Below are 22,611 nucleotides of genomic sequence, written 5' to 3' on the forward strand. Positions count from 1 at the left end.
TATGAATACGATGTGTATTTTTTGCTATCATGCCGGCTGTTATTGACTTAATTCGTGAACGATAAGATAATGCTATTATTTCATTTGCGCTTATAATGGAGGTTCTTCAAAATGGAACAATTCAGATTGCCAAAAATACCTATGCCTAAGCTGGAACTGCCGCAGGCAATCCAGGACGTAATCAAAGAAGCGGAGCAAAAGCTGGCGCATCGGCCCAAGCTTTTGCAGCTGTTCAAGAACTGTTTCCCGAATACGCTGGAAACGACAACGAAACTTATGGAGGACGGCACGACTTTTGTCATTACGGGCGACATCCCGGCCTCTTGGCTGCGCGACTCCGTGGAGCAGGTTATTCACTATGTGCCATTTGCCAAAGAAGACGCTGACTTGCAGCGTATTATCGGCGGCCTGATCAAACGGCATGTCAACTATGTGCTGATCGATCCATATGCTAACGCCTTTAATGAATCGGCCAATGACTGGCATTGGAATACGACCGATCAGACCGAAATGTCCCCTTGGGTGTGGGAGCGCAAATTTGAGATTGATTCCCTTTGCTTTGTCATCCGTCTGGCCTACATGTATTGGAAAGAGACGGAACTTACGGATATATTCGACGCCAATTTCAAAAAGGCTTTGCGGACCATTATTGACGTATTTAAGACCGAGCAGCATCATTTCGAAAAATCTCCTTACCGCTTTACCCGGAACAACGGCATTCTATGCGATTCGCTGCGCAATAATGGACTCGGCATGCCGGTCAACTACACAGGCATGATCTGGTCGGGCTTCCGTTCCAGCGACGATGCATGCGATTTCCATTACAACATTCCGGGCAATATGTTTGCGGTTGTGGCTCTGCGCCAAATGCAGGAGTTCGCCGAATGGGTATTCCGCGATATGGAGCTGCTTGAGGAGCTTAAGGAACTTGAGATCGAAGTTAATCATGGTATTCAGCTGTACGGAATTTACCGCCATCCTGAATTCGGACCGATTTACGCTTATGAAACGGACGGATTCGGCAACTACTGCCTGATGGATGACGCGGGTACGCCAGGACTGATGTCTATCCCTTATCTGGGGTATACGACGGCTGATGATCCAATCTATCAAAATACAAGACGGTTTGCGCTGAGCAAAGAAAATCCGTTCTATTTCGAAGGAAAAGCGGCTAAAGGCATCGGCAGCCCGCATACGCCGGAGGATTATATCTGGCATATGGCATTGTCCATGCAGGGGCTGACTGCGCAAACGGCTGAAGAAAAACTGGAAATGATCGCGATGCTGGAAGCTACCGACGCGGACACGGGTTATATGCATGAAGGTTTCCATGCCGACGACCCGACGATTTTCACGCGGAAATGGTTCGCGTGGTCCAATAGCCTCTTCTCCCAGCTGGTGTATAAAGCAATGAAGGAAGGTTTTCTATGAGGCAAAAAATCATTATTTTATGCGATCCTGATTTCCCGGCGGCGGGTACGCTCCCGCCGGCAGGGGCTTTCAAGGAAGCTGCCGGAGTCAAGGCCGTACATGCAGGGGAGCTGGCGGAAGCGCTTCGCGGTCTGGATCACGGCTGTTTCGTCAATTTGCATGCCCCGTACTTCCCGAAATCGGCATGGACCGAAATCTCCGCCTTTTTGCATAGGGGAGGCAGTATGATCAGCGCGGGGGGAGCGCCGTTTAAATACCCGGTTGCGCTGGAAAACGGCGTTTACAGCCCCGAAGTGGAACAAACGGCTTACCATCAGGAGCTGTATATTCATGAAGCGCTGCGGGTAGATACATCCAAAGTAGCTTCCCTTACAGTTTTCGACAGCATTCCGCTGCTTCAAGGCCAGGAAAAGCTGTTTGAACTGGCGGATGTCTGGAATTTGGTGCCGCATACAACCAAAAGCAGCGATTTGCCGCATCAGATGGGCTCTGTCGGTCCGATGAGCACGCAGATTTATCCGCTGCTGAGAGGCGTCAGCCATGAGGGGCGAGATATTGCCGCTCCGGTTGTTTTATGGGAGAATTCCCGCGTTACCTTTGCCGGCTCGCGCTGGATGTTTATTTTCCTGCCGTTGACGGAAGCTTTTTGGCAGGGCGGCGGCGCATCTCATTTAACCGCCTGGGCGCGTTTTTGCGCGAAAGGGGTTACGGAGCTGTCGCTGAAGCCGAATTATGCTTCTTATGAAGCCGGCGAGCATGCCGTGCTTACTTTGCAGACGCAAATTTTGCAGCGCGGGGAGTCCCGCGGGCTCGCTCCTGAAAAATGGAGTTTTGAGCTTGAAGTCCGTCATGACGGAGGAAGCGGGGAAACCTGGAACCATCAAGTCGAGACGCTGGTTACCAAAGAACAGAATTTTGTCCGTATTCCGGTTCCGCTTGCAATAGAAAGCGGGTTGTACCGGGTCGTTTGCCGCGCTGCCGGGCCGGATGGCGAGGTACGCGTGTTGCGCCATGGCTTCTGGGGACGTGACGATCGGCTTTTGGCTGAAGGTACGCCTATTGGCCGCAGCCGCGACTACTTTATCAAGGATGGGCGGCCTTTGCCTGTCGTAGGCATGACGTACATGACTTCGGATGTGGCACGGAAGTTTCTGTTCCTGCCGAATGTGGATGTCTGGGAGCGGGACATGGCCCAAATGGCCAAAGCCGGCATCAACTGGATTCGTACGGGGATCTGGACGGCATACCGGAATATTATGCAGGTTGACGGGCACGCATCGGAGGAAGTGCTGCGCGCCATCGATGCTTTCTTCCTGACAGCCAAACGCCATAATCTGCAAGTGACCTTTACGTTCTTCTCTTTTACGCCGGAAACATGGGAAGGATTGAACCCTTACCTTGACCCGCAAAGCGTAGAGGCGCAGAAACGATTTATCCGCAGCATTGTCAGCCGCCATACGGAAACAAAGCATGTGGATTGGGATTTGATCAACGAACCGTCGATGTTTGATCCGCCGCGTATTTTCTCGGATGGTCCGCGGTCAGCGCGAGATCCGTTTGAACGTCAAGCTTTCATTAAGTGGCTTGAAAACCGGCATGGCAGCATCCGCAAACTGCAGGAAGCCTGGAATATGTCGCCGGATCAGCTGCCGGATTTCGCATCGGCAACCATTCCAGAGGCCGAAGAGATCAATTTCGATGTACAGGACATGCATAAGGCGAAAAAAGGTACCAGATGGTTGGATTATTGTCTGTTCTCAATGGATATGCATAATGTCTGGGCAGAACAGCTTGTGGGCACCATTAAGGAGTTATGCCCGGATCATTTGGTTACGGTCGGCCAGGATGAGGCGCTGGGCGCCCAACGTCCTTCACCGTTTTTCTATGAAAAGGTGGTGGACTATACGACGGTGCATTCCTGGTGGCTTAATGATTATTTGGTTTGGGACGGCATTTTCGCCAAAACGCCGGACAAGCCGAACCTGATTCAGGAAACGGGCATTATGTACGTCGAAACGCCGGATGGACGCGCCAAACGCTCGGAAGCGGAGCTGCGGAACATCCTGGAACGGAAATACGCCTATGCTTTCTCCACAGGAGGAGCTGGAGCAATCCACTGGGTTTGGAACACGAATTTTTATATGGACAACGCCAACGAGTCGCATATCGGCGCACTGCGGGCGGATGGAACGGAGAAGCCTGAAGCGGACGTATCCTATGACTTTGGCCGCTTCATCGCGCAAAGCCGTGATTTGTTTACGAACCGTGAGTTGGAGGAGATCGTTGCCGTTTTCCCGTATTCGAATGACTTCTCGAATCGTGCTTTGGCATTCCAATCTACAACGCGGTTGACGCGCCTTCTGTCGTACGATCTGAAGCTGCCGTTCAGAGCTGCATCCGAATATCATCTGGATTCGCTGCGGCAGCAAACGCCAAAGCTGATCATCGTGCCGAGCCCGCATAACATGGACAGCAAAGCGCTGGATGAACTGCTTGAGCTTGTGAAGGAATCCGGCTCGACACTGCTGGCTACGGGGCCTCTGGGCATTGATGCTTACTGGCGTTCAAGCGACCGGCTTGATGGCGTACTCGGCAAGCGCAAGCTGGTTAACGTCCGCAGAGAAGAAATGCTCGGCCTGAACGGGCGCGTTCTGCCGGTGTCCTTCGGAAACCGCCGGATTGCGGAAGTGGCCAAAGAAATCCCGGCAGAGGCCGAAGGAACGAACGGCTTCATGGATGAAGTCGTGGATGTGCCGCTCGGCAAAGGCCGCTTGATTTGGAGCAGCCTTCCGCTTGAGCTGAACGGCCGCGATGAAGCCATTATCGAATTGTACCGCTATGCGGCTGCTGCAGCGGGTGTGGAGCAGGATATGCAGTGGATCGCCGGCGGAGAGCTTCCGGGCGTATATGGACGGAAATTAAGCTTTAAAGACGGCAGTCTCTTCGTGTTTGTGTCCGAGTTCGGCTGGGACGCCCCGGTACAGGTTAAGGATCCGCAAACCGGAGCTTCCTACAGCTTTATGCTGGAAAGCGACCGCAGCGTCTTGTTTACCGCTGACCGCAATGGACGGATTACGGCCGTGTATCGTCCGGATGAAGTCCAAATTAAGGTAGAAGGCGTTAAAGAGGTTGTTCAAAAAGTTCGCTTTTGAATCGAGGCCAATCAAAGATGAGCGACCAACGATTCAACGGTAGGTTTTCTTGCGATATAGAATTTCATCAGCGTAGCTAGATAACGAATAAATTCTATATCTAACACGAAGTGAATCAAGAGGCGGAAATCAATCAATGTTTGGAATTGTCAGGTAATCGGGCATTTTGTCCAAGTGTAAAAATGAGCATTTCCGAGTTAAACAAATGTCCACCCATAGTGGACATTTGTTCTAATACCGGCTACAGCACTCGTCTGGCAGCAATAGAAGCAAAAAAGGTATGGTAGATTTTTGGTCGATCTAAAACAGGATAAAAATTAAAATATTTTGGGATAAATTGGAAAATAATTCGCTTATCCCATGTTTAAAATCCGAGTTTCTACTATTATAATAGGTGCGTGATTAAATACGTACCAGATTCCCATCGGAGTGATATAAACCACCCGAGATTTATTCCTTCGGAACAGTGTTGCAATATCTAACATGTTCACTGGGAATGGACAATTCGAATCTTGTCTTCATGTGGCCCGAAAGGAAGCTTACTCTTTTTAAATCGACGATTCCATGTAACTTTAACCAAACCCACACTTCTGACTTACAGGGTTCCCTGAGCGGGACTTACCCGGAGCAGGAGCCGGACATATAGAAAGGGGATTAACTCTTATGACATCGCAACCTAAAAGAACTGCGCATATTATTTCGCATACCCACTGGGACAGAGAGTGGTATCTTCCATACGAAAAACATCACATGCGTTTAATCCGCCTGATGGATGTGCTGATGGATACCCTTGAAAAAGATACGGAGTATAAAAGCTTTTATCTGGACGGGCAAACCATCATTTTGGAAGATTATTTGCAGGTTCGTCCAGAGCAAAAGGAACGTTTGGAGCGATATATCCATGAAGGACGCATTTTCATCGGACCATGGTATATTTTGCAGGATGCATTTTTGACCAGCGGCGAAGCCAATATCCGCAACATGCAGGTTGGGCATAAAGACGCTGCGCGTTATGGACAGATTTCCAAAGTCGGCTATTTCCCGGATACGTTTGGCCTTGTGGGACAAACACCGCAGCTGATGCGCCAATCCGGCATCGATAACGCATTATTTGGCCGCGGCGTCAAACCGACGGGCTTTAACAATACGGTGGCCGATTCCGAATATGAATCTTCGTTCTCCGAGCTGATCTGGGAAGGGCCTGACGGTTCGCAAGTGCTCGGAATTTTGTTCGCCAATTGGTACAGCAACGGTAACGAGATTCCGACAGATCCGGAGGAAGCGAAGATTTTCTGGGACAGAAAACTGGCCGATGCCGAGAAATATGCTTCGACTTCGGAGCTTCTGTACATGAATGGCTGCGACCATCAGCCGATCCAAACCGATCTGGCTCAAGCAATGGAGACGGCCCGGAAACTGTATCCGGATACCGAGTTCGTACATTCCAATTTCCCTAAATATCTGGATGCGGTGAAAAAAGCGAAGGAAGGCGAGTTGTCCGTTGTCCGCGGCGAGCTGCGCAGCCAGCGTACCGATGGCTGGGGAACGCTTGTGAACACGGCTTCGGCGCGCGTGTACCTGAAACAAATGAATCAGCAGGGGCAGGTTTTGCTGGAAAAGGTGGCCGAGCCGCTGGCTTCGTTTGCCCGTCTTGCGGGTCAAGAGTATCCGCATGATAAGCTGACGTACGCTTGGAAAACGTTAATGCAGAACCATCCGCATGACAGCATTTGCGGCTGCAGCGTGGATGAGGTCCATCGCGAGATGGTTACCCGTTTTGCGAAAAGCCGCAACGTGGCCGAGTCCATCATCGAGGAAAGCAAACAAGCGGTTGCCGACAGTGTAAACACATCCGTATTCAGCGCGTATGGAGACGATGCGGTTCCGTTTGTCGTGTTTAATACGACAGGCTGGAAACGCAGTGGCACCGTTTCGGTGGATCTCGATGTCGCACGCGTGTATTTCCGCGATGGAGGTACACTTGAAGAGATGAGCCGCCAAATGAAGGAGCTGAACCTTGGCGCCCGCGCCGTGGTCGATGCGCAAGGAAAACCGCTGGCATTTAAGCTTGAGGATCTCGGACTCCGCTTCGGTTATGATCTGCCTGACGACAAATTCCGTCAACCGTATATGGCTCGCGCCGTTCGGGTGACGTTTGAAGCGGAACAGCTTCCGGCGCTCGGTTTGAAGGCTTTTGCGCTCGTTGGAGGCAAAGCGGCCGAAGGAATGCAGGTTGCAGGCAATTCCCTTGTAAAAGATGACCATGTCATGGAAAATGACAACCTCCGCGTGGAGACCGCGGCAAACGGCAGCATTACCATTACAGACAAACATACTGGACGCGTATACAGTGATCTGTTGATCTATGAGGATACCGGAGATATCGGTAACGAATATATGTACAAGCAGCCGGAAGGTGAAGAGGCGCTGACGACCAAAGATCTGAAAGCCTCCATCCGCATGATCGAGGATACGCCTTACCGGGCCGTGCTCGAAATCGTTCATGACTGGGCCATTCCAGCCTCCGCCGACAAGCTGCTTGACCAGGAGCAGGTGGAATTGATCTATTTCCCTCAGCGCAAAGCGCAGCGGGTCAAAGAGACGGTTCCGATGAAAATCCGTACTTTGGTCAGTCTGGAACGGAGCGGCTGTGGCGTCCGCATCGAAGCCAGCTTTAACAACCAGGCGAAGGATCATCGCGTACGCATGCTCATGCCTACCGACATCCAGGCGTCAAAGCATAATGTCGACTCGATGTTCGAAATTGCCACCCGTGACAACATTCCTTCCAAGGAATGGGAAAATCCTAGCAATGCGCAGCATCAGCAGGCTTTTGTCGATGTCAGCGGCGAAGAGGCAGGGCTTACAGTGGCCAATTTCGGTCTGAATGAATACGAGGTTCTGCGTGACGGCCGCAATACGATTGCCGTAACGCTGCTTCGCTCTGTAGGCGAGCTTGGGGATTGGGGACACTTCCCTACGCCGGACGCTCAATGCCTTGGAGATCATACGGTCCAACTGGAGATCATACCTCATAACGGCAAGGGCATCGACGCCGGGGCATACCAGGAGGCTTATCAGTTCCAAATTCCTTGGACGGTGACCCAAACCGGATTGCATGAAGGCGGCATTCCTGCCGAATACGCTCCTTATGCGTTTGAAGCCCCTAATTTGGCTTTCTCCGCTTGGAAGGTGAGCGAAAACACCGGCGACGACATGCTGCGTTGGTACAACATGAAGCAGGAGGAATCCGGCCTGCAATTGCAGCTTCCTGCGGAAGCTGAGCAAGCATACAAGACGACCATTTTGGAAGAAGCAAGCGATGATCAGCTTACCATCCGTTCCGGACGGGCAGAGCTGACGGCGGGTCCTTGCGAGATTGTGACGATCGGAATCCGACGCCAGTCTTAATTTAGGAGCAGCTTAGAAGGGGTCTGAATCAAGGCCCCTTTCTTTGCTGTTTCAACATTTTTGAATAGTTCATCTCCTCTCCTCAAGAGTAATACATCCCCTATTTTTCGCTAAAAATCCCCAAATTTTTTAATAAACAAGAAATGTGTATCTTTGTGTCAAATAATATAACATAATCATCAATATTTTGAAATGTAAGTGTTTTTATGAATTTCTCTCTCATCCAAACATATATTTTAAAATTTTATGAATCAAGTTCTAAAAACATATTGACGCGGTTCAAAAGTCCAATTATTATTTTCTTTAAATTAACATAATAATGTATCATACATAATTTATTCCATTATTGCCAATCTCAATTGACCGACGGTTATTTAATTCGTTAAATGCGTTATATATTGGGACTTTGTTTAATACACCTGGCGATGATGGATTTATTTTTTTGTAAGGGAGTGATATCCGGAACGTTTATGTTTGGATTTCGGCTTTTCGGCGGTTTATTAAAAAGTTGAAGGGGGATTTATTTTGAAGAGAAAGCTGTCGCTATTTCTGGTGAGCCTTATGATGTTTGGCGGACTTCTGGCCGGCTGCGGAGGCGGGGACAAGGGAGCAGACCCTGCGCCAACGGAGCAAGCCAACAAAGACAATGCCGGTGAAAAGAAAACGGATGATGCGGAGAAAAAAGATGATGAGAAAAAAGATGATGCGAAAACAGACGATGCCACCCAAAACGAAGGAGTGTTCCCGGCAACTGATCCCGCAGCGAGCCCAGCCGCAGCAACGAACCGTAAGGATACGCTGATCGTGGGCATGACCGCGCCGAAAGGAATATTTAACCCGTTTTATGGGGAAACGGCCTATGACAACTATGTGATCAAAGCATTGTTCAATAGTTTTACGGAGGTTCAAAAAGACGGGACATATGCTAACTCGCTGGCTGAAAAGATTGATGTGTCAGATGATGGTTTGAAATACACGTTCCACCTGAAGCCAGGCATTAAATATAGCGACGGTACGCCGATGACCGTTAAAGATTATGTTTTTGCCGTAAAAGTATTGTGTGATGGAGCATATGACGGCCCTTCCGACATGATGAGCGTGAAAATCAAAGGAGCCCAGGAATACCATGACGGCAAAGCCAAGGATATTTCAGGAATTAAAGTTATTGACGATAATACTGTTGAAGTGACTGTACTGGAGCCGCAGGCCATGACGAAAGACAGCCTTGGCACGGTCTGGATGGTACCAGAATCGTATTATGGCAAGGGCTATAAACAAGGCGATCTGGAATCGATCAAAGCCTTGAACAATAAGCCGATTGGCAGCGGCCAATATGTACTGACAAAGTTCGCTCCAGGTCAAGAGGTGGATCTGACTGCCAATCCGAACTACTTCTTGGGCGCCCCGAAAGTTAAAAATGTCGTGTTCAAAACCACAACGGATGAAACCAAAATGGCGATGCTGCAATCAGGTGAAACCGACATGGATTTATTCACCACGAATATGGAAGATAACTTAGGTGAAATACAGTCTTCAGGATTTTTTAATACCACTATTTTCCCTACAAACGGGTATGGATATGTTGCATTCAACATCAAACAGAAGAGATTCCAGGATGTGAAGGTGCGTCAAGCTCTTGTATATGGTCTGAATCGTAAAGAAATCGTTGAAGGCGTATATGGAAAATATGCCGATGTCATCAATATTCCGCAGTCCAAAGTATCTTGGGCATATACGAATGAAAATATTAACCCCTATGAATTCAACATGGATAAGGCAAAACAGTTGCTCGATGAAGCCGGCTGGAAAGTTGGGGCTGACGGAATCCGTGAGAAGGACGGAGAGAAGTTCAAAATTAATTTCTCCGCACAGGCTGATAACACAGTTGTAAACGCTCTCATACCAATTATGACCCAGAACTATAAAGAGCTTGGCATTGATCTGGTTTCCGAAACCCTCGATTTTAATGCCATTATGGATAAGAAGAATAAGGGCGATTACGAAATGTACTTTGCCGCATGGGGACTAACGGCAGATCCGGATACAACGATTTATATCACGAACGGTGCTCAGAACAAATCAGGCTACTCCAACAAAAAGGTTGATGACTTGATGGAAAAGGCCAGAAAGGAACTTGATCAAAATAAACGTAAAGAACTATACAAAGAGATGTATCAAGTGATCAATAATGATGTTCCATGCATCTTTATGTACCAGAGAAGAGATATGTGGCCAATAAATGCACGGGTGAAAGGCTTTGACCTGGCTCCTTACAAAGATTTCTCTTATGGATTGTATAACGTGGAAATTCCGCAATAACCGATCAAATTCAAGTGCTCAGTTCCCGGAGAAGTTCGGGGGCTGGGCATGTCCGCTTATGAAGCCAGGAGGAATCTGTATGAAACAATACATTATCCGCAGACTTCTGCAGATGATCCCGACATTGATCGGGATATCGATTATTATTTTCGCGATCTCTGCGCTTGTGCCCGGAGATTATATCACTGCGCAGGATAACCCGAATATGACTCGGGAGAAGGCCGAGCAGCTCCGCCACATTTACGGGCTGGACCAGCCGGTGGCGCAAAGATACTTTACCTGGGCAGGAAACATGATTAAAGGCAATATGGGCGACTCGCTTGTACATAAGGAACCTGTGACCAAGGTAATGAACAACTATGTATGGAATTCAGTGATCATCGCTTTTTTCAGCTTGGCGTTAAGCTGGCTTATTGCGATATTTGCGGGCGTATTTTCGGCTAAATATAAATACTCTTTTTTTGATAAAATCGTGACCCTGCTCATCTTTTTATGTATGTCGCTACCGTCGTTTTTTGTAGGGCTGATGCTGATCAAGGTTTTTGCTTTGCAATTAAAGCTGTTCCCTATCGCCGGCATGACAACCGCCGGGCTGAATGCCGAAGGCTGGGCTTATATCAAGGACGTGCTTAGACATTCGATTTTGCCCATCATTGTTTTAACAATGCTTAGCACCGGCAGTTTAACGCGTTATTTCAGAACAAGCATGCTTGAAGTTATCCATATGGACTATATCCGAACGGCACGGGCCAAAGGGCTTCACGAGCGGGTCGTTATCTTCAAACATGCATTACGGAATGCGATGCTGCCTGCGATTACGCTTTTAGGCTTTGAACTGCCTGCACTTTTTGGGGGAGCAATTATTCTCGAGAAGGTATTTATATGGCCGGGGGTCGGTCAAGTTTACCTTGAATCCATCAATATGCGGGATTACCCGTTTATGCTCGGCTTTACGGTGTTTCTCGCGATGCTCACGCTGCTTGGGAATCTGCTATCGGATGTGCTGTACGGCATCGCAGATCCAAGAATTCGCTTGAAGTAAGGGGGGGATCTGGTGTCCGTTATCAATGTAACCAAGGCGGAACATGTAGCCAATACGGGGCGAAAAGCTCCGGCTTCTCCGTGGAGAATGGCACTGCACCGTTTTACCAGAAATAAATTAGCGCTTATCGGCCTATTTATATTGGCGATTATGTTTTTGATCTGTTTCTTCGGCCCGCTTTTTTCGCCGTATAAACTATATGATTATCAGTTATCAATGAAAAACAAACCGCCAAGCAGCGCACACTGGCTGGGTACCGACTCTCTTGGGCGCGACATACTGCTGCGGATGATGCTTGCCGGCAGAATTTCGCTTCTGGTAGGGATCATTTCTACGACCATCGCGGTCATTATTGGCGCAACTTTAGGCTCACTGGCCGGTTTTTATCGAAAAGCTACCGATACGATCATTATGCGGATCACCGATATTTTTATGGCAATACCGACCTTGCCGATCTTGATTATTTTGGGTGCCGTATTATCCGACTTAAAAGTCGACCCTAGATACCGGATTTATTACCTGATGCTGATCATCGGCGTTCTGGCATGGACCGGCTTGGCCCGCTTAGTTCGGGGGCAAATCCTTGCATTGCGTGAGATGGAATATATGCAAGCCGTAGAAGCGCTCGGAATTCGTGACAAACGCAAAATTTTCCGGCATCTGCTGCCGAATACCATCCCCATTATCATCGTATCTGCGACACTCGGAGTGGCCGGAGCTATTTTGTATGAGTCAGCGTTAAGCTACCTCGGGATTGGTGTTGTTCCGCCAACGCCTTCATGGGGGAATATGATTGCAGAAGCGAATGATATGATTGTTTTCAGAAAAAGACCGTGGCTTTGGATTCCTCCAGGCATTTGCATTCTCATCACGGTGGTGGCGATTAACTTGATCGGCGACGGGCTTAGAGACGCCCTGGACCCCAAAACCAAAAAGTAGGAGAATTCGGATATGGCGAAAAATCTGGTTGAATTTCGGAACTTGCAAACACATTTCCATACTTCTACTGGCGTCGTTAAAGCGGTTGACGATGTCAGCTTCACCATCCGTGAAGGGGAGACGCTTTGCGTCGTCGGCGAATCGGGCTGTGGAAAAAGCGTAACCGCTATGTCGCTTATGCGGCTTATTGAATCGCCTCCAGGCAGAATCGCCGGGGGAGAAATTATGTTTGATGGCAAGGACATCCTGAAACTGAACAATAACGATATGAGGAGAATCCGCGGCAATGATATCTCGATCATTTTTCAGGAGCCGATGTCATCCCTGAACCCGGTCCTCACCATTGGCGAACAAATCACCGAACCAGTCATGCTGCATCTAATGCTGGACCGCAAGGCGGCGAAGGAACGGGCTTTGGAGCTGACCAATCTGGTCGGCATACCGCGGGCGGAGGATATTTTCTATTCCTATCCGCATGAGCTTAGCGGCGGCATGCGCCAGCGGATTATGATCGCCATCGCCCTCAGCTGCAACCCTAAACTGCTTATTGCGGATGAACCGACGACAGCGCTGGATGTGACGATCCAGGCTCAAATTCTGGACCTGATGCGCGACATTAAGAAAAAGCTGAATACGTCCATCATGCTGATTACCCATGACCTGGGAGTCGTAGCCGAAATGGCGGATTTCGTGGTTGTGATGTATGCGGGCAAGGTCATAGAAGAGGCATCGGTGTATGAACTGTTCAAAAATCCCCAACATCCGTATACCAAAGGCCTTCTGAAAGCAAAACCGGTCATTAATCAAACGAGCGAAAGACTGTATACCATTCCGGGCCAGGTTCCCAATCCGATCGAGCTCGGGGATAACTGCCATTTTCATGACCGCTGCGAGTTCTGCATGGATATTTGCAAAATGCAGGAGCCGCCCCTGCGGGAGCATGAATCCGGTCACAAAACCGCGTGCTGGCTATTTGAGAAAGAGGGGGAATAGACCGATGAGCGAGCCGTTGATGAAGGTGGCCAACTTAAAAAAATACTTTCCGGTTACGGGAGGGGTATTTCAGCGTACAGTAGGGTATGTCAAAGCGGTAGATGACGTTTCTTTTGAAATAAACCGCGGCGAATCCTTCGGTTTGGTGGGCGAATCGGGATGCGGCAAAAGCACGATCGGGCGAACGATATTGCGTCTGAATGAGAAAACCGCCGGCGACGTGATATTTAAAGGCCAGGATATCTATAAACTTACGAAAGATAAACTCCGGGAGCTTCGTCCTGAACTTCAGATTGTATTTCAAGATCCATACAGTTCATTAAATCCCCGGATTAAAGTTGGCGAAGCGATCGGAGAAGCGTTGCTCAGCCATGGGCTGGTTCAAAGAAGCGAATTGAAGGAGAGGGTTATAGAAACCTTGAACATCTGCGGGCTAGCCAGTTATCACTATGATCGTTATCCGCATGAATTTTCCGGTGGCCAAAGACAGCGTATCGGCATAGCGCGCGCATTGATATTAAATCCCGATTTTATTGTGGCTGATGAACCCGTGTCCGCACTTGACGTGTCCATCCAAGCACAGATCATCAATCTGCTCAGCGATTTGCAGGAGAAGCGGCAGCTAACCTACTTGTTCATCTCCCATGATTTGAGCGTGGTAGAGCATTTATGCAATCGGATCGGAGTCATGTATTTGGGTTCGATGGTAGAATTGGCCGAAAAAAAAGAATTGTTTCGCAATCCGCTACATCCGTACACCAAGGCATTATTATCCGCAATTCCGATACCGGATCCAACGTTAAAAAGAGAGAGGATCGTGCTTCAAGGGGACATCCCGAGCCCGGCAAATCCGCCTGCAGGATGCAAATTCCATACCAGATGCCCGCTCGCTTCAGACATTTGCAGGGAGGAAGCCCCACAATACCGGAATATGGGACAGGATCATTTTGTAGCATGTCATTTTGCTTGAAATAGGAATATGGTTAATATTTCATATGAATTTTTTGATGCAAAAGCCGCTGTCCTGATATCTTTGCCATTGACAGATTAATGCGTTTCCAGTAAATTTGTACGTATTATATTTATTTCTCGCTCATGTCAACTAACATAACATTTAATAAAAAATAGAAACGATGTAAGCGCCTTAATAGTTTCATTGCTCCCAATTCAACCATTTCTTGATCAAGCATCCTCTGCTTTTAACATTAAAATTCGATCAGAAATGGCTTCCTTTTTTTGTTGAATCCATTGCTGGCACTAGATTTGAATCATTAAAAAATTTTAATTCAGAGTACTTAAAAAAAATATTGACGTGATATAAATTTACACGTATCATTTACATTAAATTTACCCAAGGAAGTTTTAACCAGCGCGTGAATACCCAGTTTGCTGAATTCAATTGACCGATGGTCATTTAAGACATTAATGCTTTATTGCGTTATTGGGTATTCGCGAATGTGTCCGGTTTGTTCACAATTTCAATGTTTTGAAATGTGATCGCCGGAACTATGCATTTCCTAACATTTGGATATATTAATTTTTTAATATATTGTTTCACCTGTTGCCGTCATCTTGTTGTTAAGAATGGTTGATTACAAGAGGGGGAATCGTCGCTACTAGGGAAATTCGGGGTCACTAGAACGAATTCAATGCAGGTGTAAAAGTCCCTGATAGTCAGACGGACAAGCTTCGTTTGAACTATTGGCAAGTCTTTGGATGATCCATGCAGTACATGCAGGTATCCATCATTTTATTTTCAAAGGGGAGGAAAATGGTAAATGGCAAGTAAGAAAAAATGGTTGTCGTTATTTGTATCATTGTCTGTTGTCAGCGCACTTTTTGTAGGTTGCGGCGATTCTAAAACCGCTGAAACTCCAAAAGATGAGCCAAAGAAAGAAGAGGCGGCAGGCACGGATAAACCGGCTGAAAACCCTGGTGAGCCTAAGCAAGGCGGAACTCTGACGGTAGGTACCTTCTCTGACGTCGTCAATTTGAACCCGATTTATGTGCAAGATACAGCTTCCGCTGATGCTGATTATTTTATCTATGCGCATTTGTTTGACTTTGACAAGGAAGGCAACGTAGTAGCCGAACCTTGGTCCCTCGCTGCTGAGCCGATGAAAATTTCCGAAGACGGACTTACTTATGAGATCAAGCTGAAAGACAATCTGAAATGGAGCGACGGACAGCCGATTACGGCCGATGACGTGAAATTTACGATTGAAACGATCCTCAATCCAGAATCTGGTGCACCTGGAATCGCGCAATACGACAAAATCAGCAAGATCGAAGTAGTTGATCCTCAAAACCTGAAAATTACATTGAAGCAAGTATATGCTCCTTTCCAATACAGCCTTCATATGCAAGTTGCACCTCAGCACGTGCTGAAGGATGTTAAAGTGACTGAAATGCAGAAAAATCCTTACGGTACGGATCCTGCAAAAACAGTTACTAGCGGACCATGGAAATGGACCGAGTGGAAACAAAAGGAATATTTGAAATTTGATGCAAATCCTGATTATTGGGGTCCAAAACCAAATATTCAAACTGTAGTCTACAAAATCTATGCTGACCAAAACACTGAAGTACAAGCGCTGATCAAAGGCGATGTCGATGTCGTTGGCGGTATCCCTGTAACTCAGTTGGATGCGGTTAAGAAGGTTGATAAGATTACTGTAGCATCCGAGCCAGGACCGCAATACGAATATGTGGGTCTGAACCGTAAGCCAGAAAACTTCAAGGACAATTTCGTTCCTTGGGATGGTCAAAAAACAAGACAAGCGATGGCTTATGCTCTCAATCGCCAAGGCATGGTAGACAACGTTCTGAAAGGCATCGGGAAATTGATGAACGCTCCGTTTATGCCTAATTCCTGGGCTGATCCAGGCGATGCAGCTGTGAACTACGACTACAATCCGGAAAAAGCAAAACAATTGCTGGCTGAGGACGGATGGAAGCCAGGCAGCGACGGCATCCTGGTGAAGGACGGACATCGCTTCTCCTTCGAACTGCAATACAACTCCGGCAACAGCCGTCGTGAGCAAGTATCGCTCGTCATGCAGCAAAACTTCAAAGAAGTCGGTATCGAAATGATTCCTAAAGCCATTGACTTTGCCGCATGGAACGAACAAAACCTGGTACCGGGTAAATTTAACGCAATCCTGCTGGGATGGTCTCTTGATAGCCCAGATCCAAATGGTGAATCGACATTCAGTTCCAAATTCTTTGCTCCTAAAGGCCAAAACAACGTATTCTATAAGAACGAAAAACTCGACCAGTTGTGGGAAGAAGGCACGAAAGTTGTAGACCAAGAGAAACGTAAAGAAATCTATAAAGAAGTTGCGAAAGAAATCTCGACTGACCTGCCATATATCTTTATGTATTCTTACGGTACACCACAAGCGCACAGCAAAAAAATCAAGTTTAAACCAGAAGATGCTCCAATTACGAACTTGGCCCGTGGTGAATTCTTCCACGTTAATAACTGGTGGATTGACGACGCTAAATAAAATGTAAATTAGGGGCACAAAACGGTGCTGGAGGGGGAGAATTTTTTCCCCTCTCCCTTTTTTGCGTTTTATAGGCGCGATCAAAAAAATAATAGAATCATTCGATTTGCCGAAAGTAGCCTAACGATGGGCAGTTTTTGTGCAAATCTGATTCACTATTTTTTTGATCGCGCCTGGATGCGTGTTTTTGGCGTGTAAAATTGTTAGGAGGACCCATTATGACTGAATATCTCATCCGCCGCATACTGCAATCCATACTCGTAATTTTCCTGATTTCGCTGGTGACATTCGGGCTTATTCATGCAGCTCCAGGCGGGCCTACTCAAATGATGATTTCCCCTGGTATGTCTCCGGAAGCGGCAGAAATTCAAAAACATAATTTAGGTTTGGATAAGCCAGTTCCAGAACAGTATTGGAATTGGATTAAAGGACTGCTTTCAGGCGACTTGGGCAAAACGTTTAAAAACAATACTCCTGTTGGCGACATTTTGTGGCCGACGATTAAAAACACATTTGTATTAATGAGCTTTGCTTGGGTAATATCGATGCTTATTGCGATCCCTTGGGGGATTTATAACAGTACGAAACCATACGGGTTATCCGACCAGACATCCAACTTTATATCCTATGTCGGGTTTGCAATGCCGGCGTTCTGGTTCGGTATTATTTTGCAGCAAGTTTTTGCAATTCAGTTAAACTGGCTTCCGTTATCGGACATGTATGCCATGGATAAACAAGGTAACTTTTCGGATTTGTTATATCATTTAGTTTTACCGTGTACGGTTCTTATACTGGCCAACCTGGCCGCTTATTCCAAATATTCCCGTTCGAGTATGCTTGAAGTGCTGGAACAGGATTATATCCGTACAGCCCGAGCGAAAGGCGTACCTGAACGCAAGGTTATATTCCGTCACGCATTGCGTAACGCCCTAATTCCGATAATTACAGTGTTAGGTATGGAATTGCCAACTCTCGTCGTCGGCGCCGCATTAACCGAAAGTGTATTTAACTGGCCGGGCATGGGCCGCTTATATGTTGATATGGCGAGAGCGAGAGAGTATTCCGTGTTGATGGCAATTGTCCTGGTTACTGCCGTTATGGTCGTACTCGGCAACCTGATCGCTGATATCCTTTATAAAATTGTCGATCCGCGCGTACAGCTTGGACGTAAAGGAGGAAAATCCGCATGAGTGACATGAACGCGATGTCCGCACCGAATATGCAGCAGACCGAGCCGCAGGTGCCGGAGAATACTCTTCCTCCTTCAGAGAAAACACCGGGCCCTTGGAGAACGGTATGGAGCAAATTCAGACGTAATGGATTTGCCATGAGTGGACTGATTGTGCTTTTCATTTTTATCGCTATTGCGATTCTGGCACCGGTCATTGCACCGTATAAACCAGATAAGATTGATCTGCTGCTTGCTAATCTTAGCCCGGGTACGGACAACCATTTGCTCGGTACGGATGAGGTGGGACGGGATATCTTCTCCCGCCTGGTTTACAGCAGCCGCATCTCGCTCTTCATCGGCTTCTCCGTTGCAGCAATGACCGTTATTATTGGATCTATCATCGGTGCCGTTTCCGGTTACTTCGGTGGCTGGATTGATACAATTTTCATGCGCATTGTCGATGTCATGAACTCGATTCCTACGTTGTTCCTTAACATTTTGGTTATGGCTATTTTTGGAACGCAAATTCAGTATATGATTATGATTTTGGCATTTACCAGCTGGACAGGGGTAGCACGGCTTGTGCGGGGTACATTCCTTCAGCTGCGTGAAATGCAATATGTAGAAGCGGCCAGAGCTACGGGTGTATCAAACTGGGGAATTATCTTCAGACATTTGATGCGCAATGCAAGCTTCCCGATTATCGTTAATGCAACGCTGATGGTAGGCGGCGCGATTTTGTCGGAATCGGCTCTTTCCTACCTTGGACTCGGAATCCAGGCGCCTGCTACAAGCTGGGGGCTTATGCTCAGCAACTCGCAGGAGTTTATGCTGACCAATCCAATGCAAGCCGTTTATCCAGGCTTATGTATCCTGATCGTCGTGCTTGCTGTTAACTTCATTGGTGACGGGATCCGTGACGCTCTCGATCCAAGACAGAAAAACACGCGGAGGGGGTTAGCGAAATGGCGGAAAAACTTCTCGAAGTCCGAAATTTAACCACAGGATTTTTGACAGATAAAGGATTTGTTAAAGCAACGGACAGCATCTCGCTGAATATTGAAAAAGGGAAAACGCTCTGTCTTGTTGGCGAATCCGGCAGCGGCAAAAGCGTAACCTCCTTATCGATCATGCGTTTGATCGATTATGCCGGCGGCGTCATTCTTGAGGGGAACATCAACTTTAAGGGCGAAGATCTGGCGGCCAAGAAGCAAGATGAACTGAAGGACATTCGCGGGAATAAAATCTCGATGATTTTCCAGGATCCGATGTCGGCGTTAAATCCGGTATTTACCGTGGGCGACCAAATTGCCGAGAGTTTACGTCTGCACCAGAACAAGAGCAAAGACGAAGCCTGGAAGGAAGCTATTGAACTGCTCAGAATGGTCGGTATTCCATCTCCTGAAATCCGGGCCAAGCAGTATCCGAACCAATTGTCAGGCGGTATGTGTCAGCGCGTCGTTATTGCGATCGCGCTCGCAGCCAAACCAGAGCTTCTGATCGCCGACGAACCGACAACCGCACTCGATGTGACGGTTCAGGCACAAATTCTGGATTTGCTGCAGGATCTGAAAGAAAAGCTCGGCACATCCATTCTGCTCATTACCCATGATATGGGTGTAGCAGCGGAAATGGCCGATCATGTTGCGGTTATGTATGCCGGCGCGATTGTGGAGCAAGGAACCGTCGAAGAAATCTTTACGAATCCTTCTCATCCATATACGACGGGTCTCTTGCAATCCATCCCTGGTTTTGAAGGCGAACGCGGTGGCGAATTGTATACGATTAAAGGTACAATCCCGGGGCTGGGCAACCTGCCGAAAGGCTGCCGTTTCAATCCGCGCTGCCCGCATGCGATGGACAAATGCCGTCAAGAAGAACCGGGAGATATTCAAATCGGCAATGAGCATTACACCAAATGCTGGTTGTATGAGGAACAAGAGAAAGCAGCCGTAGCCGGGAAAGGGGAAAATATCCATGGCTAAAAATCTGGTGGAAGTTGAACACGTTAAAAAATATTTCCCGATCCACAAAGGGCTGCTCAACCGCGTTGTCGGCCACGTTAAAGCTGTTGATGACGTATCTCTTACGATTCGCGAAGGCGAAACCTTCGGCTTGGTAGGGGAGTCCGGGTGCGGCAAGTCCACGTTGGGACGTGTCATTTTGCGTCTGCAAAGCGCGACGGATGGGTCCGTTAAAATTAACGGCCGCGATGTTCATGCTTTGAACAACAGAGATCTTAACAAAATGCGCGAGGAAATGCAGATTATTTTCCAGGATCCGTTCGGATCGCTGAATCCGCGCTTTCTTGTGAAGGATGTCATCGGTGAACCGCTGAAGATTCATACGAAAATGTCAGCCAAGGAAATCGATGACCGCGTAGTGGAATTGATGAAGCTGGTTGGTCTAGATCCAACACGCCGCAACCGTTATCCGCATGAATTTTCCGGCGGTCAGCGCCAACGGATCGGGATTGCCCGGGCAATAGCGCTGAAACCGAAATTCATCGTTGCGGATGAAGCTGTATCCGCGCTTGACGTATCGGTACAGTCGCAGGTTATTAACCTGCTGATGAAGCTGCAGAAGGAAATGGGACTTACGTTCCTGTTTATCGCGCATGGTCTGAACGTCGTTCGCCATATTTCCGACCGCGTAGGCGTCATGTATCTGGGCAAGATGGTTGAGGTTGGCGAGACCGAAGCGCTTTATGCCGAACCTCTGCATCCATATACGGCGGCATTGCTTTCAGCGATTCCGAAGCCATCGCCAAACAAAAAACGGAACCGGATCGTCCTTGAGGGCGACGTGCCTTCACCGGCCAATCCTCCATCAGGCTGCCGATTCCATACCCGCTGTCCATTTGCGCAAGCCAAATGCAGCCAGGTTGAACCGAAACTCGAAGAAGTTAAGCCGGGCAGACAAGTTGCCTGCCACTTCCCGATCGGCGTGGAAGGCGGTTCGGATCTGAACTCGTTGAAACGTTGACTTTTATTGCAGGTAGGATTTGGGGTCCGCCTGAACGTTAAATTGCATAATGTTACAGCCCTGTTGCCGTGAATCTGGTTACAGGGCTGTTTTTAGATTATGAATTTATATGTTTTTTTGGGCCCTCGCAATTTGGAATAAGCATCGAAGCATAGGCTCCACTCCGTACTTTTGCTCGCAAAAGCGCCCTCTTTGAGAGGCGCCCTTACTTCTTTCCGATACTCTTTGTGGGGTTATTTTCATACCCTAAGTTACGCTTTGTAGCGTTAAAACTGCATATATTTGTCGATAAAGGAACCTTTTTTTATTGAATTGACACCGTTATGCAGTTTCTTTTTATGGATTTTGCGTTTAAAATGTTAGTGTCGTTTGACAATGCCTATTTTACGCGTGATTTTTCGCTTTCGGCATTCGTTACAAATTCGAACATTTAGAAAGGGGGCCGGAGGATACAATTTTTTTCGGCAAATTAGGACTTTTATTCTAAAATAAAAGAAGGAATCATTGAATGAAAAAGAGAACAAAAATATATATATCCATTGCTGTAGCCATTTTTTTGGTTGCTGGAGGAGCTTATTTGTTTCGCAAGCAGCTTGCAGTGATGGCCTTTGATTTATTTCTTTCCAATCGGGTGGAGAGCTCGCTCCAAAAATCCTATCAACCATTGGAATCCAAAGACAACATGCCGATTAAACCGGCCGAACCGGTGGTTTATGAGAATAAGCCGTTTTCGGTCCTTTTGCTTGGCTCCGACCAACGGAAGAATGAACCGGCCCGTTCGGATACGCTGATTTATGCAGTTGTGCGTCCCAAAGATTCCAAGGTGCTGCTTGTTTCCATTCCGAGAGACACCTACACGGAGATCATAGGCAAAGGGAAGAAGGATAAGATTACGCATGCCTTCGCTTTTGGCGGGGAGCAGATGTCCAAGGATACCGTTGAAGCTTTCTTAGACCATAAAGTGGACTATTATGCTACGATTAATTTTCAAGGTCTGAAGGATGCAGTCAATGCGTTGGGCGGTGTCGAGCTGCCGATCCAAAAGGACATCGTCAATAAAGGGCGCGATCATGAAAAATTCACGGTCAAGGCGAATAAGCCGATTTACAATGGCGAGGAAGCGCTGAATTATGTGCGTTACCGGGAAGATAGCGACTTTAACCGTACGAAACGCCAGCAGGTGTTTTTGGATGCCGTTGCGAACCGGATGCTGCATCTGAATCAGATCTCCAAAATTCCGGATCTCCTGGATATTATGGGCGATAACTTCCAAACCGATATGCAGCCCCAGTTTATTATTGACTTGGCGAAGCAGATTTTAACCGGATCGGAAGCCCAAATTTCCAGCTATACGATCATGGGTGAAGGTATGCGTATCGGAGGCGTTTATTATGATAAGCCCATCGAAAAAGATGTGGATAAAGCAAAAGCGCTCATTGACAGCTGGAAAGATTCAAACACGCCATCCGATCAGTTGATGCAGCCGGGTGACGATCAGGACAAGAAAACGGTACAATAAGAAGGTTTTAGCACTTTTATAATTTGAAATCGGCAGCCACAAGTGCGGCTGCTGATTTTGTGTCCTCTTGAAACAAAGCCGCTATGAGGCCGTATGAAGAGGATGGAGAGGTTTTAGAAGGGTAGAGGAGGATGGATCCG

Annotated in this window: 14 protein-coding genes; all 14 read left to right on the top strand. The window is 47.6% G+C overall.

What is annotated here, in order from left to right; all coding sequences use genetic code 11:
• The first annotated feature begins 111 nt into the window (after positions 1-111).
• Entirely contained in the window at positions 112-1,431 is a 1,320-nt protein-coding gene (locus tag L6442_RS32610) for a glycoside hydrolase family 125 protein (RefSeq protein WP_212980475.1), read from the top strand.
• The gene (locus L6442_RS32615; protein WP_212980476.1) at positions 1,428-4,583 is read left to right on the top strand and encodes a beta-galactosidase; all 3,156 of its coding nucleotides are present in this window, start codon (positions 1,428-1,430) and stop codon (positions 4,581-4,583) included. Before L6442_RS32610 ends, L6442_RS32615 begins: the two co-directional genes overlap by 4 nt.
• Before the next feature lie 663 nt (positions 4,584-5,246).
• Positions 5,247-7,994 (top strand): alpha-mannosidase, encoded by a 2,748-nt coding sequence (locus L6442_RS32620; protein ID WP_212980477.1) that lies wholly within the window; start codon positions 5,247-5,249, stop codon positions 7,992-7,994.
• A gap of 561 nt (positions 7,995-8,555) precedes the next feature.
• Complete coding sequence (locus tag L6442_RS32625) at positions 8,556-10,313, top strand: ABC transporter substrate-binding protein (protein ID WP_212980505.1); 1,758 nt, start codon at positions 8,556-8,558, stop codon at positions 10,311-10,313.
• A gap of 79 nt (positions 10,314-10,392) precedes the next feature.
• Positions 10,393-11,355, top strand: coding sequence for an ABC transporter permease (locus tag L6442_RS32630; protein WP_212980478.1), 963 nt, complete (start codon positions 10,393-10,395; stop codon positions 11,353-11,355).
• A 21-nt stretch (positions 11,356-11,376) separates the two neighbouring features.
• Entirely contained in the window at positions 11,377-12,294 is a 918-nt protein-coding gene (opp4C, locus tag L6442_RS32635) for an oligopeptide ABC transporter permease (protein ID WP_237100442.1), read from the top strand.
• Between the two features lie 12 nt (positions 12,295-12,306).
• Complete coding sequence (locus L6442_RS32640) at positions 12,307-13,287, top strand: ABC transporter ATP-binding protein (RefSeq protein WP_212980479.1); 981 nt, start codon at positions 12,307-12,309, stop codon at positions 13,285-13,287.
• Positions 13,288-13,291: 4 nt separating this feature from the next.
• Positions 13,292-14,257 (top strand): ABC transporter ATP-binding protein, encoded by a 966-nt coding sequence (locus L6442_RS32645; protein ID WP_212980480.1) that lies wholly within the window; start codon positions 13,292-13,294, stop codon positions 14,255-14,257.
• 808 nt (positions 14,258-15,065) lie between these two features.
• Positions 15,066-16,796: a peptide-binding protein gene (locus L6442_RS32650; RefSeq protein ID WP_212980481.1), complete on the top strand. Its 1,731-nt coding sequence runs from the start codon at positions 15,066-15,068 to the stop codon at positions 16,794-16,796.
• 218 nt (positions 16,797-17,014) lie between these two features.
• Positions 17,015-17,986, top strand: a complete 972-nt coding sequence (locus L6442_RS32655) for an ABC transporter permease (protein ID WP_212980482.1) — start codon at positions 17,015-17,017, stop codon at positions 17,984-17,986.
• A 29-nt stretch (positions 17,987-18,015) separates the two neighbouring features.
• The gene (locus tag L6442_RS32660; RefSeq protein ID WP_237100443.1) at positions 18,016-18,966 is read left to right on the top strand and encodes an ABC transporter permease; all 951 of its coding nucleotides are present in this window, start codon (positions 18,016-18,018) and stop codon (positions 18,964-18,966) included.
• The gene (locus L6442_RS32665; RefSeq protein ID WP_194230920.1) at positions 18,933-19,952 is read left to right on the top strand and encodes an ABC transporter ATP-binding protein; all 1,020 of its coding nucleotides are present in this window, start codon (positions 18,933-18,935) and stop codon (positions 19,950-19,952) included. Before L6442_RS32660 ends, L6442_RS32665 begins: the two co-directional genes overlap by 34 nt.
• Complete coding sequence (locus L6442_RS32670) at positions 19,945-20,952, top strand: ABC transporter ATP-binding protein (protein WP_212980483.1); 1,008 nt, start codon at positions 19,945-19,947, stop codon at positions 20,950-20,952. Before L6442_RS32665 ends, L6442_RS32670 begins: the two co-directional genes overlap by 8 nt.
• A gap of 508 nt (positions 20,953-21,460) precedes the next feature.
• Entirely contained in the window at positions 21,461-22,471 is a 1,011-nt protein-coding gene (locus L6442_RS32675; RefSeq protein WP_212980484.1) for an LCP family protein, read from the top strand.
• Positions 22,472-22,611 lie beyond the last annotated feature (140 nt).

This window comes from Paenibacillus azoreducens (assembly GCF_021654775.1).
GTDB lineage: Bacteria > Bacillota > Bacilli > Paenibacillales > Paenibacillaceae > Paenibacillus_AQ > Paenibacillus_AQ azoreducens.